The organism is Aerococcus viridans, from assembly GCF_002871935.1.
Classification (GTDB): Bacteria; Bacillota; Bacilli; order Lactobacillales; family Aerococcaceae; genus Aerococcus; species Aerococcus viridans_B.
Genome location: NZ_PNHQ01000001.1, coordinates 156432 through 178770, shown reverse-complemented (window position 1 = coordinate 178770; position 22339 = coordinate 156432). Strand labels below are relative to the sequence as shown.

Here is a 22339-nt window from a genome sequence, read left to right as displayed (position 1 = left end):
TGATTCATACAATGAATGGCCAATGTCGTTTTATCCCTACCAAGCAGGCAAAGCAGAAATTCAAACGTACTTTGAAACGATTGACTAGTCGCAAAAGACCTGGTACGTCCAAAGAAATTATACAACAAATCAATCGAGTTACACGAGGCTGGATTAACTATTTTGGACTGGGATTCATAAAAACCTTCATCCAGAGGATAGAACAATGGCTACATCGCAGAATTAGACAGCTTATTCTTAAACGTTGGAATCGACCAAAGACAATCATTAGAAAATTAAAGTCCTATGGACTTGATACTGATTCTGCCAAACGCATTGCATATTCACGCAAGAAGTACTGGCGATTGTCAATAAATCTACAATTACACGTGGCATTTTCAACAAAAAGACTCTACCATTGGGGCTTAGTGCCTTTAAACCAATTAGTAGAGTCTGCTTACGCAAAATATTGAACCGCCGTGTACGGAACCGTACGCACGGTGGTGTGAGAGGTCGGAATCGAAAGCTTCCTCCTACTCGATTTATCTTTCTATCAGTATAAATTTAAACCTCTATTATATACATGGCGTGATCGATCTCATGATAGAGGTCATTGTTACGCCATTCACGTTCATAGGCTAAACTATTGCTAATGAAGTGTTGATTGCCATGGTGGATTTGATGTCTGATATGGACATGTCCCATGATAGACGTTTTAATTGGATAGTTTTGATAGAAGGGTAAGTAGTCATCAGTTGCGATATAGGCATTAAAAAAATCAAAGACTCGGTGCGGCATGGGAATTGTAAATTCAGGAATTGTAATGACATGAGTAAGTAGAATAATATTTTTGGGAGTATGTTTTTTCATAACTTGATCTAATGTTTCCATGGTTTCTTGCGCAAAGGTTTTAGAAACTTCCTTATCCGTCGTTTGCCAGTCTAATCTGACTTTGTCTTGCCAAGTAACGAGCTTATAACGACCACGTTCTAATTGATCTTCTGTAAATGCTGGATCATGATAAGCATGGTTGTACCATCCAATATGACCAACAATCGCAGTATCTTTTTTGACCATTAGAGACTTGTTTAATAAGCTTTGTGGATGACTTTTAAAAGTATCATGAATGGATAGTGTATGTTTTCTTTCTTGTTTAGGTTCCCAATAATCATGATTACCGGGTACAAAGTAGATTTTACAACCAGAGAGGGCTTGCAATTTTTCTACAAAGCGAATGGTCTTCTCATAATGGTTAGAGATATCGCCACCTATATATACTTCATCGATTTCTTTATCATTGATGTAGGCAGAAAGTGTGTTTAGAAAATCTGTTTCTTTGTGGTTCTTCCCCCGGTCAATATGTATATCAGAAATAAATCCTAGTTTCATTTGTTTCATCCTTATTTTGGCATTATCCCTATTTTACCATATGGATTGAAAAGGCATATTAATTGAATTTCTATGCTTTAAAGCATACCATAAATCTAAGGAATAAAAATTAGGAGGTATTTGATATGGTAGATGATATTCAACCGTTCACACAAGATGAATTTGAGGAAAAAGTGAAGGATTTTAATGAGATAACTGCAAATGTTGCACAAGAGATGTTAGAGGATGATGAAGCGAAATTGCTTTTTATTGGTCGTTCTACTTGTCCATTCTGTCGTAAATATTTGCCAAAATTGATTCAAGCTTTAGGTAATGATGTGAATAATACATATTACTTAAACTCTGAACAAACAGTAACAGATGATGCATTATCTGACTTTCGTTTTGAAGTTGGTGCTAAGACAGTGCCTTCTTTAGTATATATTGGTGGCGATGGTAAATTTAAAAATTTAAATGCGGATTCTTCAGATTCTGTGGATAAAATTGCGCAAGCTATTTATGGATAAATGATAGTTGCTAGATAGGTCGCATAACTTAATTCATAAATAGAATCTTATTAAACCCTTAAGAAAGATTAAAAGCCCATGAAATCGTTTGAATATATCTATATTTTTCTTTAGACTGATAAGTATAGAAAGGTGTGATAGTAATGAAAACGCCAAAAGTAGTGATGGGATTACTCACCGCAGCTGTACTTACAGCTGGATATACCATTACCCAAGTTCAAGCACAGGAGCATGCACAAAATTTATATACAAATAATGTAGAAGTAGCACAAGTTAATACTAATACATCTAGTAGTGTATTAACAGATCAACTAGATAGTGATATAAGTACTGAAGAAATAGATAATAGTGAGCAAACTTCAGGACAAGTTTCTCATGAAGTGACACCCGTAGACAGTACAGCTGTACAAGCAGAGAAAGACGCAACTGATGAAAATACTCTAGCGGAAGAAGAAGTTGAAACGCCAGCAAGTGAATCAGTAGTTGCTGAAGAGGTAACTACGAATGATGTTGAATCAGACAGTCAAACGACACTTGATGATGCAGATACTACTAGTGAAGCATTGACAAGCTTACCTGACCAAACTGAAAACCGACAAATTATTATTGATCGTGTTGGTTTGGCTAGTGATGCATTAGATGGTTATAGTGATGAACAAATTGCGCAATCACGAGTTGAAGCAGAAAAACTAGGTTCTGACCCAGGGTACTCTTACTCATGGTTATTACAGCAAACACCAGCTAATGCGACAACTCAATCAATGTAAATTTTAAAGCAGAGAACCCTTTCTATTGAATCAATTTGATTCCAGAAAGGGTTCTTTTTTATTTTGCTAAGAAAGCTTCCATGCGTTTGATGAAGTCTTTTAATACTGTAATGCGAGCATAGCGTTTATCGACACCAGAAATAACTTTCCAAGGTGCTTCTTTTGTAGAGGTAGCTGCTAACATCTCATTCATTGCAGTATTGTAGAGGCCAAATTTGTCTCGATTTCGCCAATCTTCATCTGTGATCTTATATTGTTTATCTGGATCTTTTTCCCGGCCCATAAACCGATCGTATTGCGTATCTTTATCAATGACAATGAGGTACTTTAATAAAAGATAATCTTGGTTAGTAATATTATGTTCCATTTGATTTATTTCCGCATAAGCTTCTTGCCAACGGTATACAGGTGTCAATCCTTCAATACGTTCAACGAGTACTCGACCATACCAAGATCTGTCAAAAATAGTCATGCGTCCTAAACTAGGGAAGTCGCGGTAAAAACGCCATAGGTAATGATGCCGTATTTCCTCATCATTTGGTGCAGCGACTGTTGCAACATCATAACCGCGTGGGTCCATCAGCCGAGTTAAGCGTTGGTAATTCCCACCTTTTCCAGCTGCATCAGAACCTTCATAGACTACAATAACCCCCTTATTTTCCTGATAAGCTCTAAATAGTAAATTTGCGGCCTGTTTTTGTAAATCTTCTTTGATATCGTCATAGTCTTCCTGTGAAATGAAAGGAGAATGATCTATTTGCCCAACAATATTTGGACTATGATCAATAAAGTGTAGTTCCTTTTGTGGTCTAGTTAAATCTTTAGCTAGCCAATCTGTAAGACTATCAATACAAGTTTTGAGTGCCAGGCGTGATTGGTCTTTTTGGTCGTCTATATGTAAAATATGCCAAGGGGTTTCTTTAAAGTTTGTTTTAGCGAGTATATCGATAAAGTGTTTTCGGTAAGCCTTATAATTTTTAAGTTGGTCCTCATCTTCCTCAGTTACAAGTACTTTTCGATAAGGTTCTTTTTTTAAGGCTTTAATGCGCTCAGACATTTCATCCTTACTATGATGAATAAAGAACTTTACCACTAAAGTGTCATCTTGAGTCAAGGATTTCTCCACAAATGAAATATCATTTAAGAGATGGTTGAGCCTTTTTTCTTTCATATTCAATTGGTGAAAGAGATCGTAGTAGAAAGACCGGTCGAAGAAAACAATTTGACCGCGTTTGGGTGCTCGCATAAAGAAACGACGTAAATATGGGCGTTGTGCATCTTTCAAAGTACTCTCCTCGAAGACAGCTACTTCGTAATGTTTGGGGTCCAGCTCACGGGTTAAATCTTTGAGTAAGAATCCTTTGCCAGATGCTTCCCAACCATCCACGATGACGAGCATACTTTTTTGTGTTTCCTGTAGTTGTCGATGTAATTTAGCAAATTGATCTCCTAGTTCTGAACGCTTCATATCGTGCAAATCAGTTGGAATACTTGTTCTATCAACATTTTTATTTGGTAACATCCGCTTCACTTCTTTCTATTGGCAAAATAGCAATCCTTAGTGAACTTTATTTTCTTATATATATTATAAGGCATAAATGCAATAATGCATAAGGATTGTGCTATTTTCGGTAGAATCGTACAAATTTTTAAAAGATTCCTAGAATTTTATGATAAAATAATTAGGAACAAAAGTGAGAGAGAAGGAAAACTGAATGAAAGATTTTAAAAAAGCGGTCGATCAGTTCCATGAAACGGCCTATAAAGATAAGCAAGTGATCTATGAGTCATTAGCGCGTACCCATTCGCCACACACTTTGGTGATAACCTGTGGTGACTCCCGTATCAATGTTGAAAGCTTGTTGCAAGCCGATCCTGGAGAGGTTTTCCAAATTCGAAATATCGCAAATATCGTACCAGAATATAATGATCCAAATCCAATATTATCCCTACAGGCAGGTTTAGATTTTACTGTGACTGCCTTAAAAGTAGAAAATATTATTATACTTGGTCATATCAACTGCGGGGGCTGTAATACTTGCCTTAACCCACCAGCTAATTTTGACGAGATGCCCTATTTGAAGAAATGGCTTAGCCAATTAAACCCTGTCAAAGAGGCCATTGCAGATCAATTAGAAATGCTAGATGATCCAGTTGCAAAAAGTGATTTAATGGAAAAAGCAAATATTATCACGCAATACAATCATTTAATGGATTATCCTATTATTGCTGAACGAGTTGCAGCAGGCACCTTGAAAGTATCAGGATGGCACTTTCATACAGATGAAGGCTATGTTGAAGTTTATCAACCTGAAACCAAGACATTTACTAGACTTTAAGTTAAAATAAATATAATTGAAGCGTCCTTAGTTCGAAGGGACGTTTTTCTTTTCGATTTTTAGAAGGATTTTAAGGAGGGGGTTAGATGATGAATCCGCAAAAAGATCAGTTGGAGACTATCCAACGACTGATCAAAAACCCTAAGACGATGATAGGAATAATCATAGCTGCACTTACAGTTTATGCTTCACAAGAAACTTGGACAAATAATAATCAAGGCAATAGCCAGAATAACCAAACGCAAGTTGAAACAAGTGAATCAATCCAAGAAACAACCCAACAAACAAATACGGCTACAGATCAAATTCAAGTATCAGAGGATGGGGCATACACAAGCCCAGAAGAAGTTGCTGCATATATTGATGAATTTGATAAGTTACCAGAAAATTTTATCAGCAAATCAGAAGCTGAAGACCTTGGTTGGGTATCTAGCGAAGGGAACTTATGGGAAGTTGCAGAAGGTATGTCGATAGGCGGCGACTACTTTGGTAATTATGAAGGACTACTGCCAGAAGAAGATGAATACCGAGAAGCAGATGTCAACTATGACGGTGGCTTTAGAGGAGCTGAGCGGATCATTTTTTCCGATGACGGCGATATCTACTATACAGATGATCACTATGAATCCTTCGAACAGCTCTATTAATGACAAGGAGTGACCAGTATGCAAACACTTATTATTGATGGCCGAGACCTTTATGGGAAAAAGGAATTGCACGACTACATCGCAAAAGCATTAGACTTTCCTAGTTATTATGGTGCTAATCTAGATGCCTTAAATGATATGCTCACTTCACGAAAAGAAATCACCAATATCTATCTTCTAAACTTAGATATATTAGCAGATCATATTGGAAGTGATTATACAAAAAAATTCGTCAAATTATTAATGGATATAGAAGAAAAGAATGCATTCTTGACCATTCTTAGGTAAGATGAAGACAAAGCAAGTCTTAACGAAGAGAACAAATGATTAAAGGAGGGAAGAAATGGGTGTAATGTTAACATTAGCCTATGAGGTGGCAATTAAAGATCAGCAGATAGCACTTGAGATTATCAATCAAGCGCACAAGATGATTAAAAGTAAATTCCAACCAGTCTTAATGTCTGACAATGTACAATTAGACCATGCGATTCACAAACAATCTATATTGTTTGCTGATGGCATGTCCGCATATTTATACTACCGATTATTACAACAGGCAATTTACCCCATTCATATTAATGGCGGGCTAGGTCTATCTGAAGATATTGCTCAGTCCTTGACCTATTCTGAACAAGTATTAGAAGAAGCACAAAAATTAGGCGAGGGTTATATTTTATATAATGCCAATTTCTTTGAAGATAGTTTGTTAAATATGCAATTAATTAATTGGCAAAATATTGTCCGAAATCAAACACCAGTTGCCCGGGTATTAGCATTCCTTTATGAAATTCAAGCCCCTGTTTATGTAGATGGTAGCATGCTCACCCAAGATTTTCTAAGTGAAGACTTGATTAGCTTAGATCAGACCAAGCAAGTCTTATATGCGGATGATGAAAAATTATTATCGATGTCAGATATTAATTTTTCAGCTCGGAAAACCAGTAAATGGCTAGAGATTTTTGACCAAGTAGATAAAAAGAAATACTTTATCACTGGTCTGTTTAAAAAAGGCTATGCTACAGCAATTGCCAATATGACCTATATGACGCGACAAAATATTGATTATCATTTTCGTAGTGGACGATTTAGCTATGAGCGTGATATGCTGGCCACAATAGTCTTACAGATGGATCGTGAAATTGCAGCGTTAGGCTAAGATTAAACAACCAATAGATATTTATAAAAGGCTCTAAAATGTCCATACATATTGGCATTTTAAAGCCTTTTTATTAACTTATCAATTGTAAAAAATAGGTAAATGAGTTATTTACAAAAACAACACGTTACAGATGCCTTTTCTACTTGAGCAAATTAGAAAGGCTCTGTTAAGATGAAATTGAATTGTGATTGCTACTGTATAATTACCTTTTACTAGGAAGATTGATGGATGTAAACTATTTGAATGGGATTGAAAGGATAATGGTGAAGATTTCATGGAATCATGGGATAAACACACAAGTCAAAGCGCTAGACATATTGATCTCAAAGAGAAGATTTACTTGAGTTGTGTCAGTATTGATGCGCCTTTTATTAATGCATTTTCACTGGCACATATATTATATTTATTAGCCTTCTTCGTTATTTTGTTTGCTATGTTTATATTTAGAGACTTTATTTATACTTATCAAGTCGCCATTGGCCGCGTAATGTTTACTATTTCTCTTTTGCAACAGATTCTTTTATATTCTTGGTATTATTTCGAAACAAAATTTGACTTAAAGCAAGCCTTACCATTACATATTTGCCGAATATCCACGATTATGGGGATGTTTTACTTAGTAACAGGAAATCAAATGATCATGCAAGTCTTATTCTATTTTGGCTTGTTTGCCTACTTCTCCTTCTTCATGCCCAGTCGCATCAACAAAATCTATCATATTTCGGGATTAAGTTATTTCTTAAACCATGTCATAACGATTTTAATTCCCTATTTTGCTTATTTTACTACCGGCTGGTTACCATCCTTTCGAGGTTTAATCCTTTCACTAGTTGCCTTTGTTATTTACTGGTTAGTAGCATTAGTGGTTAACCGATCAACAGACGGGAATTATTTCTATATGAAATATCGACCGCTACCAATTTTATATAAAGTCAACTTTTCAACCTATGCAGTAGGAAACTTTGTCTTTACCTCGTTATTATTTTTACTTGGCTACGGTATCTTCAACTACTTTGCCTAGCTACTTTCAGAGAAAACATCTTCGCACACTGAGTTGGCACTAGTCCGACTCTAGGTGCTTTTTTTAAAAATTTACAGTCAGTTAAAAGTATGGCTGAAAGGGCATTTCTTGAAAATACGAAAATGGTCATCTAAAATAAGTTATAAAGGTTGGTGTTTAGAAAGGAGATTGCTATGGGCATTATTCAAACATTGGGACGGCAGAGACGACCTCGTATACAAGCAGATTCAAGGTATTATGAACAAGTGAAGTTAATGCAAAAGCGTTATACGAAGCGGACTTTTCCAAATGGTGAATTTATTGTCAAAAAACTGCCCACCTCTGATGTAGGGGGCCAATTGAAGAACGGTTAATGCGCGCTCGGGTGTTTTATCCGGATGAAAGCCAAGGATCAGCAGAGAAAGCACCTGTCATACTCTATATACATGGGGGTGGCTTCATAGGGACCACCTTTGAGACGGTAAAGAACACTTGTAGAGGGATTGCGCATAAAACCGGTGCAGTTGTTGTGGCATTTCCGTATAGTCTAGCACCAGAAAAACCTTTTCCCCATGCTTTAATAGATGGATTGGCTATGTTAGGGTGGATTCGGGATAACGCTGATTTACTAGGTGTAGACCAAGAAAAAATAGCTGTTATGGGAGATTCGTCGGGCGCTAATATTGCCACGGCTATGACTATTTTTGATATTGAGTCAGATAATCATTGGATTAAACAACAAATTCTTCTCTACCCTATCGTTAATATGGCGATGAAGGAAACAGCAGAATATAAGTGGTCGCTAGATGAATATGATATCCACGATAATGATGAAATGATTACCTTTATCGTTAAGTCACTGGGTATTGGTGTGCATTATATTAATAAATTATATGCTAAAGATGTAGACCTTAAAGACCCACTAGTATCGCCATTATTTGCTTCGAATAAAACGATTCAACAAATGCCGCCAACGATTATTGTGACAGCAGAATATGATTTCTTACGCATTGAGTCAGAAGCCTATGCGAAGCGTTTAGTAACTAATGGTGTACCAATTTCCTTTTTCCGCTATCGCGGTTTAGACCATGGCTTTGTAGATAAAATAGGGATATTGCCGCAATCTGAAGATGCATTACGAGAAATTGGTATACGGTTTAGAAAAAACTTTGGCTTATCAACCATGGCTGATATTGAAGGAAAATGACCTTTTCTTTCAATGTTTGAATGATTTTCATGTATAATCATATATATAGTATTTATTGCATACATCAGAAAAAATGTAAGTGATCAAATTGAAACGGATGAACAAAAGGAGTGTGTCAAATGTCTTATAAAATTCCACAAAAGGCTTCTGAGATTAATAAGGAAGCGAGTGCTATCCAGCAAGGGAACACTCTGGCCATTTTGGGTGCGACTTTAATTACTGGCGTTATTACTGGTTTTATTACTTGGGCAATTGAAATGATTACAGGAACGGGAGATTCATCTAGTACAACAACGATGTCAGGAACAATGGGAGCGGTTGCTGGTATTGCTTCATTATTAATCAGTGTATTTATCTCTTTACCGTTACAATTAGGGGTTGATTGGTCGGTTTTACGATTAGTAGATGAAGATCGTTTCCATATTGGGAACATTTTTGAACCTTTCCAAAGACGTTATTTCCGTAATATTTGGAATCAAATCATCTACATCGCCGTTTTCACCTTATGGACGATTCTAATTGCTGTTGTGCTTGGGCTAGTTGGCGCAGCTATTTTTTATCTCATTGGTGCACCATTAACGCCACCAACTGATTTCACAGGAGGGGATGCATCTGGTTTAGCGGGGGTTTTTGTAGGACTCGTTACCCTATTTGCCTTACTGTATGTCATTTTTATCACGATTATTACGCTACGTTTAGCAATGAATAACTACCTACTATTTGATAATGACCGTATCGGTGGTAAAAAACCATTGAAAGTTTCTAAAGTGATGATGAAGGGAAATAAGTGGACCCTATTTTGGATTAGTTTCCAAAATGCCATTTATCCAATCTTATTAGCGATCGTGATGTTTGGTGCTTTAACGATTTTTGGTTTATTCCTTCAAAATGGGGGTATATTAATTGGTGTCTTAGCGGTTATCGCAACTATAGCCTTGATAGTATTCTCAATCAAATATTCTATCCGTCAAATGGTCGCAACTGCCTTATTGTATCGTTTAATTACGGATGATTATGGTGATGATTTAGACCGGGCGTTTCCAGAATTAGACCTTACACCTGATACACCAGTTAATAACTATCATACAGCACAACGTCCAGCTTTTACGGAAAATGCGACAGCTATTCATCCAGCGAATGATGTAGCAACGGGTATAGCTGCTAATCAAGCAGTTAGCGAAGCTGAAACGGAGAAAAATTCAACTAACGTGCATCCAGTTGAAGCAGATAATCATGTTAGTGAAAGTGGCGGAGCTGCCGCTGTTTTCTCGCTAGCAGATGAAGAGAAAGCTGGTAAAGACGAAGAAACTACTAGTGAAACGCCGGCTGAAACAGACGTTGAATCTGATGAATATAAAGCAGAAAATCAAGTAGTAGATAACAATATGACTGGTTCTTCAGCCTTACGTGGGTCCTATCAAATAGGGCAAGAACCTAATGTACGTCAACCTCACGTGGCGACTTATACAGCTAGTGAGCGACCAATTTCAGCAGTACGTGACCACTTTACTGTGGAAGCTTCTGATTATAATCAAGCAAGACCAAAGGAAGAGAAACCACACTTTGATTTAAATGCTAGTCCAGCCTCTGAATCTAAAGCTGTTCGACATTCCTATGTTGTTGGGGGTCAAGAGGCAACAAATGACCGAGTTGATGATCAACCATTTGACAAGAAGCCATATAACATTATGGGTTACAATACGCCAGATCGAACTGATTTTGGTAAAGTTGAAGATGCCAAAGATATGATTATAGCCGTAGATAAAGCTGAGAGCGGCGAGGATGGCATGTTGAATCCGGACGACTTTGAAAAAGACGTAGACTATGATCCGGAAATTGATCCAGATAAAAAATAAATAATCAAATACTTGTCATCAATCAAACCGTCATCGTTCCTTTTGATAAGGAGGTGGTGGTTTTGGATATGTTAGATGTTTCCATGCAGCTGATTGGCAATGTTGGTTTTCCTATATTTGTGTCTATCTATTTAATGACACGAACCGAGAAAAAGCTTGATGACCTAATTGCAGCCGTAGAAAAACTAGCAAAATAAGAAAAGACGATTATCCATTCAAGTGAGAATGGGTAATCGTCTTTTTTAGTTTAATTATCAGGATGAATAGCTTGGTCTAAGTCTAGTGGACTTGTTTCTGCATTGTTTCCCTTATTTACTCATTCATTGTCATAAGGATTATTCTTTTGCCCCTCCCAAGCAGCTTTGTGGATTTCTATGGCTACTTTTTCTGGAATAGATAAGGATTGTATATCTGCGATTGTTGCTTCTCGGATGGCCTTCATTGTTTTAAAATGCCTTAGAACTTTCGTCCGGGTTTTAGGACCTACACCACTAATATTATCCAGTTTAGAGGTAAAAGATTGTTTACTTCTAGTCTTGCGGTGGAAAGTAATGGCAAACCGATGGACCTCATCTTGAATTCGTTGTAAGAGATGGAAGGCTTGGGACCGCGGGTCAAGTGGTATAATTGCTAGAGGGTCCCCATAGATTAGGTTAGCTGTCCTATGTTTATCATCCTTGACCATACCAGCCACTGGTATATTCAAACCAAGTTCATCTTCTAAGACTTCTCTAGCTGCATTTACTTCTATAGCCCCACCATCCATCAATATCAAATCAGGCAATTGACCATCTTCTTTTAAGAGACGGCTATATCGGCGACGAATGACTTCTTGTGTGGTCGCAAATTCGTTTGACCCATCTACCGTTTTAATCTTATATTTTCGGTACATAGACTTATTTGGACGACCATCTTCATAGACGACCATCGCGGATACTGGGTTAGTTCCTTGAATATTGGAATGGTCAAAGCTTTCAATCACTTTCAAGTATGGTAAGTTTAAAGCTTCCGATAATTGGTCGATAGCCCCCGTCGTTTTTTGTTCCTTCATCGCTAACAGTCTAAATTTGTCCAAGTGGGCAATTTTCGCGTTACGTTCTGCCATTTGTAGCATCTTAAACTTGTCCCCGCGTTTTGGGGTTGCTACTTTTACCTCAACTGTTTCAGCTATCAATTGATTATCTAAATTACCAGGTACTAGAATTTCTTTTGGCTTAGTATGATTGGCTTCCTGATAGAATTGAACGATATATGAGGTTAACTCTTCTTCAGGATCAGAATAAACTGGGAAAAGAGCGGAGTCGCGTTTAATAATGGAAAATTGTCGTAGTAAGAATACCTGGATTGAAATCCATCCTTTATCAAAGTAAAAGGCAAAGACATCACGATCATTGTACTGCTTGCTCATAATATTTTGTGGCTCTACGGTTTGTTCAATATAATTGATTTGGTCACGGTACTCAGCCGCACGTTCAAACTGTAAATCTTCTGAAGCTGCTACCATTTTTGTTTTTAGGTCATCTTTAATATGCTTCACATCACCATTTAAAAAACGACGAATCCGGGCTTTTTGCGTTTCATATTCTTCAACAGAAACTTCATGGTCGCAAGGGCCAATACACTGTCCTAGATGGTAATAAAAACAAGCACGCTTTTCATTCTTCCCACATTTACGTAAGGGATAAGTTTTTTGGAGCAAATCGAGTGTACCTGTTGCCGCATAAATATTTGGATAGGGACCAAAATATTCGCCACCATCATCTTCAACTACGGATGTAATGATCATTTGCGGGTCACGTTCTTTGGTAATCTTAATATAAGGATACATGGTGCCATGTTTTAACCGGATATTATAGTGAGGTTGATGTTTCTTAATGAGATTAATTTCCAACAACAAACTCTCTTTATCGGTTTGGGTGACAATATAATCGAAATGATGAATCTCGCTTACAAGCTGCGCTGTCTTACCCGTATGGGATGATTTGAAATAAGAACGTACTCGATTCTTCAAATTTTTAGCCTTCCCAATATAAATAATTTGATCTTGCGCATTTTTCATAATATAGCAACCAGGCAAGGCTGGTAAAAGTTTTAGGGTATTTTCAATTAACTCACTGGCCATCAATTGGTCTCCTTTCGTTAGTATAGCGGTGTTCGATCAGGTAACAAAAGTCTGTTCAATCTATTATTATACCACCCATAAAAGCTTTTTGGCAGTAAATTGCGTGGTGTTAGTGAATCCATGGAGTATTCAATCAGTAGATGACCTATAAATCACCTTTGTATTATAAGGATTGCTTTGAATATGGTAGAATAAACATCAAAGTTAACAAGTACAGGCGGGTCTTTTATAAGAGACCGTATGTAGATAGATAAAGAGGCTTTACTAGACTACGGGATGTGTCTACGATGGATATAGAAACCAAGGAGGAATTGTTATGGCAAAAAAATCGGCTTTCAACACATTATTAGGCTTGAGTACCTTAGCGCTAGGTGCTGCTTACGTTAGGTGGCAAAACTATACTGTTGGCACAACAGATTATTTTGTTGAGAATCCTCGTTTCAAAGATAGTTTAAATGGGTTTACCATTGCGCACCTATCTGATTTACACTTGCCTGACCAAAATGTAAACTTGAATGATATTTTAGATCACGTCTACAACATTCAGCCAAATATCATCGCCATTACCGGAGATATTGTGCAAACAGATGCTTCTGATTTAGATGAAGCGACCTTGTTTACATTCTTTAAAGCTTTGACTGACATTGCGCCAACATTTGCTACTTTTGGTAACCATGATGCAGCATCATTGCAACATAACCTTTTGGTTCGCACCATGGGCGCAGCAGGTATTGTTCATTTAAATGACCGAGCAATTACTTATAACTATAGAGGGCAATCACTGACTTTAATGGGCTTAGATGATAAAATGAACAAATATTTCTTAGTTGGAGATGCACTGAGAACAGTGGAATTGACTACTGAACAAATGGCTCAACCAAAGATCTTATTAGCGCATCATCCAGAAGCCTTCTTACGGTATCATGAAAATATCAACAAATCACCGGATTTAGTTTTATCAGGACATGCTCATGGGGGTCAAATCCGTATACCAGGTATTGGGGGATTATTTGCCCCTAACCAAGGAAAATTACCAAAATATACTTCAGGTGTATTCTATTTGCCAGGTAATCCTGACAAACAAATGGTAGTATCGCGCGGGATTGGTGCTTCAAGTTTCCCAATTCGTTTAAACAACCGCCCAGAAGTGATTGCGGTACATTTAACAACGGATATTGAACGTGCTGTGGATGGATTAACTAAATCTATTGATTACATCACTGAACAAGAAGGTGGCGTAACCAAACAACAATTAGAAAAACAATATTTAGCCCGTAAAAAAGAACGAGCAGAAGCACACGGTTATTATTCAGTTTCACCAGATGCCACAGATAGCCAAGAAATTATTGAAGCCATTGACAATGATAGGACAGTGGATGCCTATACATTGTTTGAAAATAAGGAGGAAGAGGGCATGAGAGATCCAAGAGAAAATCCTTTTATAGAAAATAATGACTACGATGATGATGTAGTAGATCGTTCAAGTATAGAACGGCCTAAATATGAAGCAGATGAAGAAAAAGTACCACACAATCCGAGTATTCAATCGCCTTATATCTTATTAGACCCAGAAACCAATGAAAAAACTGTCGTAGATGAAAATGTAGGCACAGAGGAAGTTTTCTCTGATCATTTAAATGAAGAAGTATTTATTGTGAAGGACCCTAAGAAACAATAGGAATTACACAATAATAAGTGAGGGCCAAACCATGGCCCTTATCTTTTGTAGATAGTGAAGAAATAGAGGAAAAAAATGACAGAAAATGATACACAAATGACGAATTTTATCAGCCGATTGCCTGTAGCACTTCAAGAAAAGTGGCAGTCAGCTGGGTTTGATCAAGCAACTGATATTCAAACGGACGCTTTCCAACCCATGTATGATGCAAAAAGTGTCATCGCATCTGCACCAACAGGATCTGGGAAAACTTTGGCTTACTTATTGCCTATTTTAAGCAGGATGGTTATCAACCGCGAAGGAGAAAAGCAATATAATGGTGGTGTAAAGTTGATTGTTTTAGTACCTTCTCAGGAATTAGCTTCTCAAGTCGGAGACGTAGTGCAAGATTGGGCTCGTGCAGTTGACTTTAAGGCTTTGAAAATTATTGGTGGTGCCAATGTCAAACGCCAAATTGAAAAAATTCGTGAAAGACCAGACATTATTGTGGGCACTTCTGGCCGGATGATTGAGTTGATTGATCAACGAAAATTGAAAGTCCATGAAGTAGATACGATGATTATTGATGAAGCAGATGCCTTACTGGATCAAGAGCATATCTTACAAACAAAACAATTAGCAAAAAAATTACCAGGTAGCGCACAAGTAGCTTTATTTTCAGCAACCGTACCAGATACCTTAACAGACTTAGCTAGTGACTTGTTAGCTGAGCCAGTTGTGGCATTAGCGACTAAAAAAATAGGTGCTGCCTTTGAAACGCAAAGACGGGATGGTTATATTACCGTGCCCGTTCGTAAACGTGATGATATGCTACGTCGTCTAGCACAAATTGATGGGATGCAAGCTTTGGTTTTTGTTAGAACCGTGGCAGAAATTGAGCAATTGCAACAAAAGCTACAATTTAACCATATTCAAACAGCCTACCTACATTCGAAAATGGCCGCACAAAACCGTCAGCAAGCCATCAAAAAATTTACTAAGGGCGAATATACGTACTTGTTCACAACGGATGTGGCTGCTCGTGGTTTAGATATTGATGACCTACCTTTAGTGATTCAATATGATTTACCGGCAACACCTGAACAATATATTCACCGTGCAGGTCGAACTGGCCGGATGGGTAAAGACGGCATCGTATTGACATTCGTGAATGATCGTTCGCTAAGAGATTTAAAAAAACAAGTTGGTGATGATATTCGTCTCACCGCATTCTATACTTATGGAGGTCAACTGACTGATCAAGTACCGAGTGCAAGTCAGCGTGATGAAGATTTACCAAAGGAGAAAGAAGATAAGCTTGTTAAAGCGAAACCAAAGGTGAAGAAGGCTAAGAAAGAGCATAAATCGACACCTTCGGCTAAGACGCGTAAGAAGAACCGGAAACGGGATCACAAGAATAAAGGTGCTAGACGACACAAGGGGTAATCTGGACTGGTCGAATGGCATTAAATTAGATACAATAAAGTAGCAACTATCAATAATGATGAATGATTTTAGAGGAGTGAATATACATAATGCGCAACCGTTATGCAGTGATTCTAGCAGCAGGTAAAGGGACTCGAATGAAGTCTAAGTTGTATAAGGTGTTACACCCAGTAGCGGGTAAATCAATGGTAGACCATGTGTTAACTAGCGTGAATAAGGCTGGTATTGATGAAGTAGTGACAATTGTTGGTCATGGTGCTGATGCTGTGAAGGACTTGTTAGGTGACCGTACGTCATACACTACACAAACGGAACAATTGGGTACTGGGCACGCTGTGCAGCAAGCAGCTAATGCTTTAGCTGATAAAAATGGGACTACTTTAGTGATCTGTGGGGATACACCTTTATTTACAGCAGACACGATTGCGCGTTTGTTAGATGTTCATGAAGAAGCTGGTTTTAAAGCGACTATTTTAACTGCACCAGCTGATGATCCAACTGGTTACGGTCGAATCGTACGGGATAAAAAAGGTCAAGTAGTTAAAATCGTTGAGCAAAAAGATGCTAATGATGCAGAAAAATTAATTACTGAAATCAATACAGGAACTTATGTTTTTGACAATGCTTTATTATTTGATGCTTTAAATAAAGTAGGTAATGACAATGCACAAGGTGAGTATTACTTACCGGATGTGATTGGCATTTTGAAAGATGCTGGCGAACCTGTAGGGGCTTTCCAAATGGATAATCTTGATGAGTCACTTGGTGTAAATGACCGTGTGGCATTAGCTCAAGCAAACCAAACGATGTTTAAACGCATCAATGAAGAACATATGCGTAATGGTGTAACTATTGTAGATCCGTCATCAGTCTACATTGAGGCAGATGTTAAAATTGGTGCAGATACTGTGATTGAACCGAATGTTTACCTTAAAGGAGATACAGTTATCGGTAAAGACTGCCATATTTATGCTGGAACAACGATTCGTGATTCCAAGATTGGTGACCGTGTGAAAGTGCGAGCATCCGAAATTGAAGAAAGTCAAGTAAAAGATGGCGTGGATATTGGACCAAATGCTCATTTACGTCCAGCATCTATTATCGATGAAAATGCACATATTGGTAACTTTGTAGAAATTAAAAAAGCCCATATCGGTGAAGGCACTAAAGTTGGTCACTTAACTTATATTGGCGATGCTACTTTAGGGAAGAATATTAACGTATCTTGCGGTGTTATTTTTGCAAACTATGATGGTGTCAATAAACATCATTCAACAATTGGCGATAATTCATTTATCGGATCTGATGTAACGATCATTTCACCAGTAAATATTGAAGCAAATGCCTTTTTAGCAGCGGGATCTACAATTACTAAGGATGTGCCAAGTAAGGCTTTAGCCATTGCGCGTTCACGTCAGGAAAATAAAGCGGGATTTTGGGATAGACTGCCAATTGGTAAAAAAGATTAAGATTGCAAAAATTGTAATCAAATTCACATTTTTCGGTTCGCTATTTAGCTAACAATCGTCATTTTTCTATGGTAGAATAGGTACGATAAGAGTGTCTGATCATTCAGTATTGTGGAGGGAAAAAAATGTCAGAATCTATAGTCGATCATAGACTAAAAATCTTTTCATTGAGTTCAAACAAAGAACTTGCTGAAAAAATTGCAACTTCAATGGGTGTCGAGTTAGGTCATATTTCAGTGTCACACTTTAGTGATGGTGAGATTAAAATTGCAATTGAGGAATCCATTCGCGGAGACCATGTTTACATCATCCAATCAACATCTGACCCAGTTAATGATAACTTGATGGAAATGTTAATCATGATTGATGCTTGTCGTCGTGCAAGTGCGAAAACAATTAACGTGGTAATTCCTTACTTTGGCTACGCACGCCAAGACCGTAAGGCTCAACCACGTGAACCAATCACGGCCAAGTTAGTAGCACGTATGATGGAAAATGCTGGCGCAACACGTATTCTTGCTTTAGACTTACATGCAGCACAAATTCAAGGTTTCTTTGAAGTACCTGTTGACCACCTTTATGGTGCGCCATTACTAGCTGAATACTTTTTAAACCATGAAAGATACATTGATTCAGACATCGTTGTGGTATCACCAGACCATGGTGGTGTAACACGTGCACGTAAGCTAGCTGAATTCTTGAAAGCGCCAATTGCTATCATTGATAAGCGTCGTCCAAAAGCCAATGTAGCTGAAGTGATGAATATCGTAGGGGATGTTTCGAATCGTCACGCTATTATCATCGATGATATGATTGATACTGCTGGTACTATTACCCTTGCAGCATCAGCAATAAAAGATGCTGGCGCATTATCTGTTGTAGCTTGTTGTACGCATCCAGTTTTATCTGGTCCAGCTATCCAACGCTTGGAAGATTCAGTATTAGATGAAGTTGTTGTTTCTGATTCAATCTACTTAACAGAAGAAAAACGTATCGATAAAATTAAACAAGTAACTGTAGCTGAATTAATCGCGGAAGCTATTGTGCGTATCTACGAAAATCGTTCAGTATCACCGTTATTTAATGAAAAATTCAAAGGTATGCACCATGTTATTGAATAAGTTGGTTGACATATATCTAAATTGAGAAAAAAGCAGTCCTTACCTTGTTGGTGAGACTGCTTTTTTCTATATATCAGTGTTTTAGTAGAGTGTGCTACAATAAGATTATTAGAGTTGGACAGTCTTTATAGTATTTTAGGCGCCAACTATCTGTTAAAATCATCTGATAATGGAGGGAATTTATGTTTGGTAATTTTATGATAGGCTTTAATGCTGTTATGCCGATGCTGATTTATATGTTGCTAGGTCAATTTTTTGCTCAATCGGGAATGATTAAGGAGGCATCTTTTCAAGATTTTAATAAAGCATTGTTTAAAATCTTATTACCGATTAACCTATTTACTAATATTTACAAGTCTGATTTCCAACAATCGTTCAATGGTTTTGCTTTAACCTATATCATTGTTATTGCCTTAGTGCTTTATTTTATCCTTGCCTTTATCATTCCTAAGATATCAGATGACCGGACCCGTTACGGGGTGATTTTACAAGGATCAGTGAGAGCGAATGCAATCCTGTTTGGCTTACCGTTGGGGACATCATTACTTGGGGAAGAGAATATGGGAATGGTGACCATTACCCTAGCGATTATCGTACCGTTTTGGAATATTATGTCGGTGGTGGGTTTTTCTTTATATTCCGCGGATAAGGTATCCTTTAAGCAAATGGGGCGGAGTATTATCACCAATCCTATGGTTATTGCAACTTTAATCGGCTTGCTGGTTGTTTTATTAGGCTTACAATTTCCAGAATCGGTGAATACAACTTTAACCAATATCAACCGGATGGTCTCACCACTGGCTTTAATGGTAATGGGAGGGACATTCTCTATTTCTAAATTGAAGGACATTGATTTTAGCTTAATTTTTACAGTAGCCAATAAATTACTGATTTTACCTTTAATTGGGATTACGTTAGGCGCCCTCCTAGGTTTTAGAGGAGATGCTATCATTTCAATCTTGATTGCTTTTGCAGGACCAACAGCGGTATCATCCTATGCTCAAGCGATTGCAGCAGATGGGGACGGTGATTTAGCTAATCAGACAGTAGTATTTACGACCATCTTATCTATGGTCACACTGGTATTCTGGATTACTGTAATGAAAACATTCAGTCTATTCTAATTTAATGAAGTCAATAAATAAAGGTGAAACAAAAGTCGTCTAGGATTAACGTACTGGATTAAAAGCTGAACAATAACGAAATGTTATTGGCGTCTTTTTTTTTGAAGTATCGGATAATGCTGACTTTTGAAACCTGGTTATAAACGTTTTTATATAGCAAAAAGAGGCTGGGATATTTTTGTCCCAGCCTCTTTTCGAATATTATACGATTAAATTTGTTCTGCTTATTTTAAAAGTCTAACTTTGCCCAAGCAGTTTCTAAGGTTTCTCGTAATTTTGTGGCAGATAAGTCCATTTGCTGTTGCTCATGGTCAGTTAAGTCTGCTTCAATTACACTACGAACTCCATCACGATTGATGATAGCTGGTGCACCAATATATACATCTTTTTGATTGAATTCACCATCAAGATAAACAGATACAGGTAAGATAGCATTTTCATCATGCAAGATTGCTTTTAGGATACGAACTAAAGATACACCGATACCATAATAAGTTGCACCTTTTTTCTCGATAATCATATAAGCTTTATCACGCACATGATAGAACAAGTTGACTAGTGCTTCTTCATCAATTGTTGAAGGTTGAGACACCCATTCATAGATTGATTGTCCACCGATATTTGCGTGAGACCATACAGGAAACTCGGTGTCACCATGCTCACCCATAATGTAGGCATGAACGTTACGTGCATCAACATCAAGTGCTATAGCTAATTCTTGACGGAAGCGCGCTGAGTCTAATGAAGTACCAGAACCGATTACACGGTTGGCAGGTAGGCCAGAGAATTTCCAAGTAGCGTAAGTTAAGATATCTACAGGGTTAGTAGCTACTAGGAAGATACCGTCGAATCCTGACGCCATTACTTGATCTACCATACTCTTAAAGATACGTAAGTTTTTGTCTACTAAATCTAAACGGGTTTCACCAGGTTTTTGCGCAGCACCAGCAGTAATTACGACCACATCTGCGTCGCTACAATCATCATATGTAGCTTTGTAGATTTTTTTAGGAGATGTGTAAGCTAGTGTATCGATAAGGTCTAATACATCCCCTTCTACACGGTCTTCATCTAAGTCAATAATCCCTAATTCTCTTCCGACACCTTGAATTACAGAAGCATATGCAAATGCAGATCCTACAGCACCATCACCAATTAAAATAACTTTTTGCCCTTTTTTTGACATAATAGATTCTCCTTAACTTTTTGTCTCTTATAGTGTACAAATCAAACCATATGGTAAATGTTTCATTAACCCGTGCAAAGCTAGTGAACAATTGATTTAAAAATTAGCTTGATCAACAGTTAGTGAAATATTTAACATAATAATACCATTCTGTTCAAAAAAATCAATAGTATTTTACGATATTTTTTCAAATATATAAGTAACACACTGCCAACCAACTATATGCAAACGTGTACAATGAGATGTTTTCAGTGTTTTTTCAAAATATATCTTTCTGTTATACCTGTAATTTAAAACTGTATTATTAAAAATGACATTTTTTTCGAAAAGTTTGTGAAAAAGTGGTTAAACTAAAATATTCAGGAACAAATTTGTCTTTTTGTATAGGTATTACTTGTAAAAATGATGTGGCGACAAGAAGGCTTCGTTAATTTTGGATAGGCATCTAACCCTATTATGGCAAAAATGTATCCGTTTTCCAAATAAGACCCCTTCATTTAAGAAAAATCACCTACTATAACACTGAGCAAAATGTGCTAGAGGGAATATTCGTGTTGTAGCGTTCTTTGTCTTTCAAGCTTGTGGACGCTTTGTGCTATAATAGGTTTATAAATATCCATATAAGCTGTACGGGATGACTTGCACTAGGTAGATGAGTTCCCGTACAGGTTTTTTCGTGTTAATAAGTGTGGACGAATAAAATAAATATCGATATAAACCATGTAAAAATAATTAAAATGAGAAATCAATATTAGATAAAACTATACGGAACTAAGACTAAGGAGATATTGAAAATGAAATTAATTGTTGGATTGGGCAATCCTGGTAAAAAATATGAGGGTACACGCCACAATATTGGATTTATTGCTTTAGATGAATGGGCATACCAACACCAAGAGTCATTTAATAAAACCGGGTTTAAAGGGGAGTATTTTGAAACTTTCGTGAATGGTGAAAAAATTATTTTTCTTAAACCGACAACTTTTATGAATAATTCTGGAGAAGCTGTTGGAGCAGTTGCTCATTACTATTCGATTCCAGTTGAAGATATTTTGGTCGTATATGATGACTTAGATATGGATCCAGGGCGAATTCGTTTACGGCAAAAAGGGTCTGCGGGTGGTCATAATGGGGTTAAATCCTTAATTGCCCATCTTGGAACAGACAAAATTCGTCGTATTAAATTAGGGATAGGACATCCAGGAAAAAGTGGAACGGTTGTTCATCATGTCTTATCTAAATTTCCAAAAGAAGACCATACCCAAATGTTAGCTGCTACGCGTTCAGCTGTTGAAGCGATTGATTACTGGTTAGCTGGTCATACTTTTGAAGAAACCATGACCAATTTTAATAATTAGCCAATGA

22 protein-coding genes are annotated in these 22339 nt (G+C 37.3%); 18 read left to right on the top strand and 4 right to left on the bottom strand.

Annotated features, from left to right (window positions below; all coding sequences use genetic code 11):
* Positions 1 to 452, top strand: a 452-nt coding sequence (locus tag CJ191_RS00935; protein ID WP_308409766.1) for a group II intron maturase-specific domain-containing protein, incomplete at its 5' end; no start/stop codon positions are given.
* Between the two features lie 91 nt (positions 453 to 543).
* Here the strand turns inward: CJ191_RS00935 and CJ191_RS00930 are convergent.
* Positions 544 to 1368, bottom strand: coding sequence for a metallophosphoesterase (locus CJ191_RS00930; protein ID WP_070466842.1), 825 nt, complete (start codon positions 1366 to 1368; stop codon positions 544 to 546).
* Between the two features lie 125 nt (positions 1369 to 1493).
* Between CJ191_RS00930 and CJ191_RS00925 the strand changes: the two genes are divergently transcribed.
* A complete protein-coding gene (locus CJ191_RS00925; protein ID WP_102198681.1) occupies positions 1494 to 1874 on the top strand; it encodes a bacterocin transport accessory protein in 381 nt (126 codons plus the stop codon).
* Positions 1875 to 2017: 143 nt separating this feature from the next.
* Positions 2018 to 2641 (top strand): hypothetical protein, encoded by a 624-nt coding sequence (locus CJ191_RS00920; RefSeq protein WP_102198680.1) that lies wholly within the window; start codon positions 2018 to 2020, stop codon positions 2639 to 2641.
* 58 nt (positions 2642 to 2699) lie between these two features.
* On the opposite strand, the gene CJ191_RS00915 is transcribed toward CJ191_RS00920, so the two are convergent.
* Complete coding sequence (locus CJ191_RS00915) at positions 2700 to 4163, bottom strand: phosphate:AMP phosphotransferase (RefSeq protein ID WP_070466837.1); 1464 nt, start codon at positions 4161 to 4163, stop codon at positions 2700 to 2702.
* A gap of 193 nt (positions 4164 to 4356) precedes the next feature.
* Between CJ191_RS00915 and CJ191_RS00910 the strand changes: the two genes are divergently transcribed.
* From CJ191_RS00910 to CJ191_RS00870, 9 genes are all read left to right on the top strand, one after another.
* On the top strand, positions 4357 to 4980 hold the full coding sequence (locus CJ191_RS00910; RefSeq protein ID WP_070466835.1) for a carbonic anhydrase: 624 nt from the start codon (positions 4357 to 4359) through the stop codon (positions 4978 to 4980).
* Between the two features lie 86 nt (positions 4981 to 5066).
* Complete coding sequence (locus CJ191_RS00905; protein WP_070466833.1) at positions 5067 to 5627, top strand: ribonuclease domain-containing protein; 561 nt, start codon at positions 5067 to 5069, stop codon at positions 5625 to 5627.
* An 18-nt stretch (positions 5628 to 5645) separates the two neighbouring features.
* Positions 5646 to 5915: a barstar family protein gene (locus CJ191_RS00900; RefSeq protein WP_070466832.1), complete on the top strand. Its 270-nt coding sequence runs from the start codon at positions 5646 to 5648 to the stop codon at positions 5913 to 5915.
* A gap of 55 nt (positions 5916 to 5970) precedes the next feature.
* A complete protein-coding gene (locus CJ191_RS00895; RefSeq protein ID WP_070466830.1) occupies positions 5971 to 6783 on the top strand; it encodes a hypothetical protein in 813 nt (270 codons plus the stop codon).
* A gap of 277 nt (positions 6784 to 7060) precedes the next feature.
* Positions 7061 to 7807: a YwaF family protein gene (locus tag CJ191_RS00890; protein ID WP_102198679.1), complete on the top strand. Its 747-nt coding sequence runs from the start codon at positions 7061 to 7063 to the stop codon at positions 7805 to 7807.
* Between the two features lie 173 nt (positions 7808 to 7980).
* The gene (locus CJ191_RS00885) at positions 7981 to 8160 is read left to right on the top strand and encodes a hypothetical protein (protein ID WP_102198678.1); all 180 of its coding nucleotides are present in this window, start codon (positions 7981 to 7983) and stop codon (positions 8158 to 8160) included.
* Positions 8160 to 8993: an alpha/beta hydrolase gene (locus CJ191_RS00880; protein WP_102198677.1), complete on the top strand. Its 834-nt coding sequence runs from the start codon at positions 8160 to 8162 to the stop codon at positions 8991 to 8993. The genes CJ191_RS00885 and CJ191_RS00880 overlap by 1 nt, the downstream gene beginning before the upstream one ends.
* 119 nt (positions 8994 to 9112) lie before the next feature.
* Entirely contained in the window at positions 9113 to 10849 is a 1737-nt protein-coding gene (locus CJ191_RS00875) for a DUF975 family protein (RefSeq protein WP_102198676.1), read from the top strand.
* A 68-nt stretch (positions 10850 to 10917) separates the two neighbouring features.
* A complete protein-coding gene (locus tag CJ191_RS00870) occupies positions 10918 to 11046 on the top strand; it encodes a YvrJ family protein (protein ID WP_083272695.1) in 129 nt (42 codons plus the stop codon).
* 119 nt (positions 11047 to 11165) lie between these two features.
* Here the strand turns inward: CJ191_RS00870 and uvrC are convergent, their stop codons facing one another.
* A complete protein-coding gene (gene uvrC / locus CJ191_RS00865; protein WP_102198675.1) occupies positions 11166 to 12971 on the bottom strand; it encodes an excinuclease ABC subunit UvrC in 1806 nt (601 codons plus the stop codon).
* 316 nt (positions 12972 to 13287) lie between these two features.
* Here uvrC and CJ191_RS00860 point away from each other — a divergent pair, with 316 nt between their 5' ends.
* The 5 genes from CJ191_RS00860 (at position 13288) to CJ191_RS00840 (ending at position 19788) form a co-directional block, all read left to right on the top strand.
* Positions 13288 to 14649 (top strand): metallophosphoesterase, encoded by a 1362-nt coding sequence (locus CJ191_RS00860; protein ID WP_102198674.1) that lies wholly within the window; start codon positions 13288 to 13290, stop codon positions 14647 to 14649.
* A 75-nt stretch (positions 14650 to 14724) separates the two neighbouring features.
* Positions 14725 to 16074 carry a DEAD/DEAH box helicase gene (locus tag CJ191_RS00855; protein ID WP_102198673.1) on the top strand — a complete coding sequence of 450 codons (1350 nt, stop codon included), beginning with the start codon at positions 14725 to 14727 and terminating at the stop codon, positions 16072 to 16074.
* A gap of 89 nt (positions 16075 to 16163) precedes the next feature.
* Positions 16164 to 17543 carry a bifunctional UDP-N-acetylglucosamine diphosphorylase/glucosamine-1-phosphate N-acetyltransferase GlmU gene (gene glmU, locus CJ191_RS00850; RefSeq protein ID WP_102198672.1) on the top strand — a complete coding sequence of 460 codons (1380 nt, stop codon included), beginning with the start codon at positions 16164 to 16166 and terminating at the stop codon, positions 17541 to 17543.
* Positions 17544 to 17668: 125 nt separating this feature from the next.
* Positions 17669 to 18664 (top strand): ribose-phosphate diphosphokinase, encoded by a 996-nt coding sequence (locus tag CJ191_RS00845; protein ID WP_070466815.1) that lies wholly within the window; start codon positions 17669 to 17671, stop codon positions 18662 to 18664.
* Positions 18665 to 18846: 182 nt separating this feature from the next.
* Complete coding sequence (locus CJ191_RS00840; RefSeq protein WP_070466814.1) at positions 18847 to 19788, top strand: AEC family transporter; 942 nt, start codon at positions 18847 to 18849, stop codon at positions 19786 to 19788.
* Between the two features lie 229 nt (positions 19789 to 20017).
* Here CJ191_RS00840 and CJ191_RS00835 read toward each other — a convergent pair whose 3' ends face one another.
* Entirely contained in the window at positions 20018 to 20974 is a 957-nt protein-coding gene (locus tag CJ191_RS00835; protein WP_102198671.1) for an L-lactate dehydrogenase, read from the bottom strand.
* 794 nt (positions 20975 to 21768) lie between these two features.
* On the opposite strand from CJ191_RS00835, the gene pth reads away from it, so the two are divergent.
* On the top strand, positions 21769 to 22332 hold the full coding sequence (gene pth, locus CJ191_RS00830) for an aminoacyl-tRNA hydrolase (RefSeq protein WP_102198670.1): 564 nt from the start codon (positions 21769 to 21771) through the stop codon (positions 22330 to 22332).
* Positions 22333 to 22339: the final 7 nt, after the last annotated feature.

Excerpts from the sequence above, each read along its gene's own strand:
- CJ191_RS00930 (WP_070466842.1), bottom strand. The coding sequence starts at position 1,368 with ATGAAACTAGGATTTATTTCTGATATACATATTGACCGGGGGAAGAAC.
- CJ191_RS00925 (WP_102198681.1), top strand. The coding sequence starts at position 1,494 with ATGGTAGATGATATTCAACCGTTCACACAAGATGAATTTGAGGAAAAA.
- CJ191_RS00920 (WP_102198680.1), top strand. The coding sequence starts at position 2,018 with ATGAAAACGCCAAAAGTAGTGATGGGATTACTCACCGCAGCTGTACTT.
- CJ191_RS00915 (WP_070466837.1), bottom strand. The coding sequence starts at position 4,163 with ATGTTACCAAATAAAAATGTTGATAGAACAAGTATTCCAACTGATTTG.
- CJ191_RS00910 (WP_070466835.1), top strand. The coding sequence starts at position 4,357 with ATGAAAGATTTTAAAAAAGCGGTCGATCAGTTCCATGAAACGGCCTAT.
- CJ191_RS00905 (WP_070466833.1), top strand. The coding sequence starts at position 5,067 with ATGATGAATCCGCAAAAAGATCAGTTGGAGACTATCCAACGACTGATC.
- CJ191_RS00900 (WP_070466832.1), top strand. The coding sequence starts at position 5,646 with ATGCAAACACTTATTATTGATGGCCGAGACCTTTATGGGAAAAAGGAA.
- CJ191_RS00895 (WP_070466830.1), top strand. The coding sequence starts at position 5,971 with ATGGGTGTAATGTTAACATTAGCCTATGAGGTGGCAATTAAAGATCAG.
- CJ191_RS00890 (WP_102198679.1), top strand. The coding sequence starts at position 7,061 with ATGGAATCATGGGATAAACACACAAGTCAAAGCGCTAGACATATTGAT.
- CJ191_RS00885 (WP_102198678.1), top strand. The coding sequence starts at position 7,981 with ATGGGCATTATTCAAACATTGGGACGGCAGAGACGACCTCGTATACAA.
- CJ191_RS00880 (WP_102198677.1), top strand. The coding sequence starts at position 8,160 with ATGCGCGCTCGGGTGTTTTATCCGGATGAAAGCCAAGGATCAGCAGAG.
- CJ191_RS00875 (WP_102198676.1), top strand. The coding sequence starts at position 9,113 with ATGTCTTATAAAATTCCACAAAAGGCTTCTGAGATTAATAAGGAAGCG.
- CJ191_RS00870 (WP_083272695.1), top strand. The coding sequence starts at position 10,918 with ATGTTAGATGTTTCCATGCAGCTGATTGGCAATGTTGGTTTTCCTATA.
- uvrC (WP_102198675.1), bottom strand. The coding sequence starts at position 12,971 with ATGGCCAGTGAGTTAATTGAAAATACCCTAAAACTTTTACCAGCCTTG.
- CJ191_RS00860 (WP_102198674.1), top strand. The coding sequence starts at position 13,288 with ATGGCAAAAAAATCGGCTTTCAACACATTATTAGGCTTGAGTACCTTA.
- CJ191_RS00855 (WP_102198673.1), top strand. The coding sequence starts at position 14,725 with ATGACAGAAAATGATACACAAATGACGAATTTTATCAGCCGATTGCCT.
- glmU (WP_102198672.1), top strand. The coding sequence starts at position 16,164 with ATGCGCAACCGTTATGCAGTGATTCTAGCAGCAGGTAAAGGGACTCGA.
- CJ191_RS00845 (WP_070466815.1), top strand. The coding sequence starts at position 17,669 with ATGTCAGAATCTATAGTCGATCATAGACTAAAAATCTTTTCATTGAGT.
- CJ191_RS00840 (WP_070466814.1), top strand. The coding sequence starts at position 18,847 with ATGTTTGGTAATTTTATGATAGGCTTTAATGCTGTTATGCCGATGCTG.
- CJ191_RS00835 (WP_102198671.1), bottom strand. The coding sequence starts at position 20,974 with ATGTCAAAAAAAGGGCAAAAAGTTATTTTAATTGGTGATGGTGCTGTA.
- pth (WP_102198670.1), top strand. The coding sequence starts at position 21,769 with ATGAAATTAATTGTTGGATTGGGCAATCCTGGTAAAAAATATGAGGGT.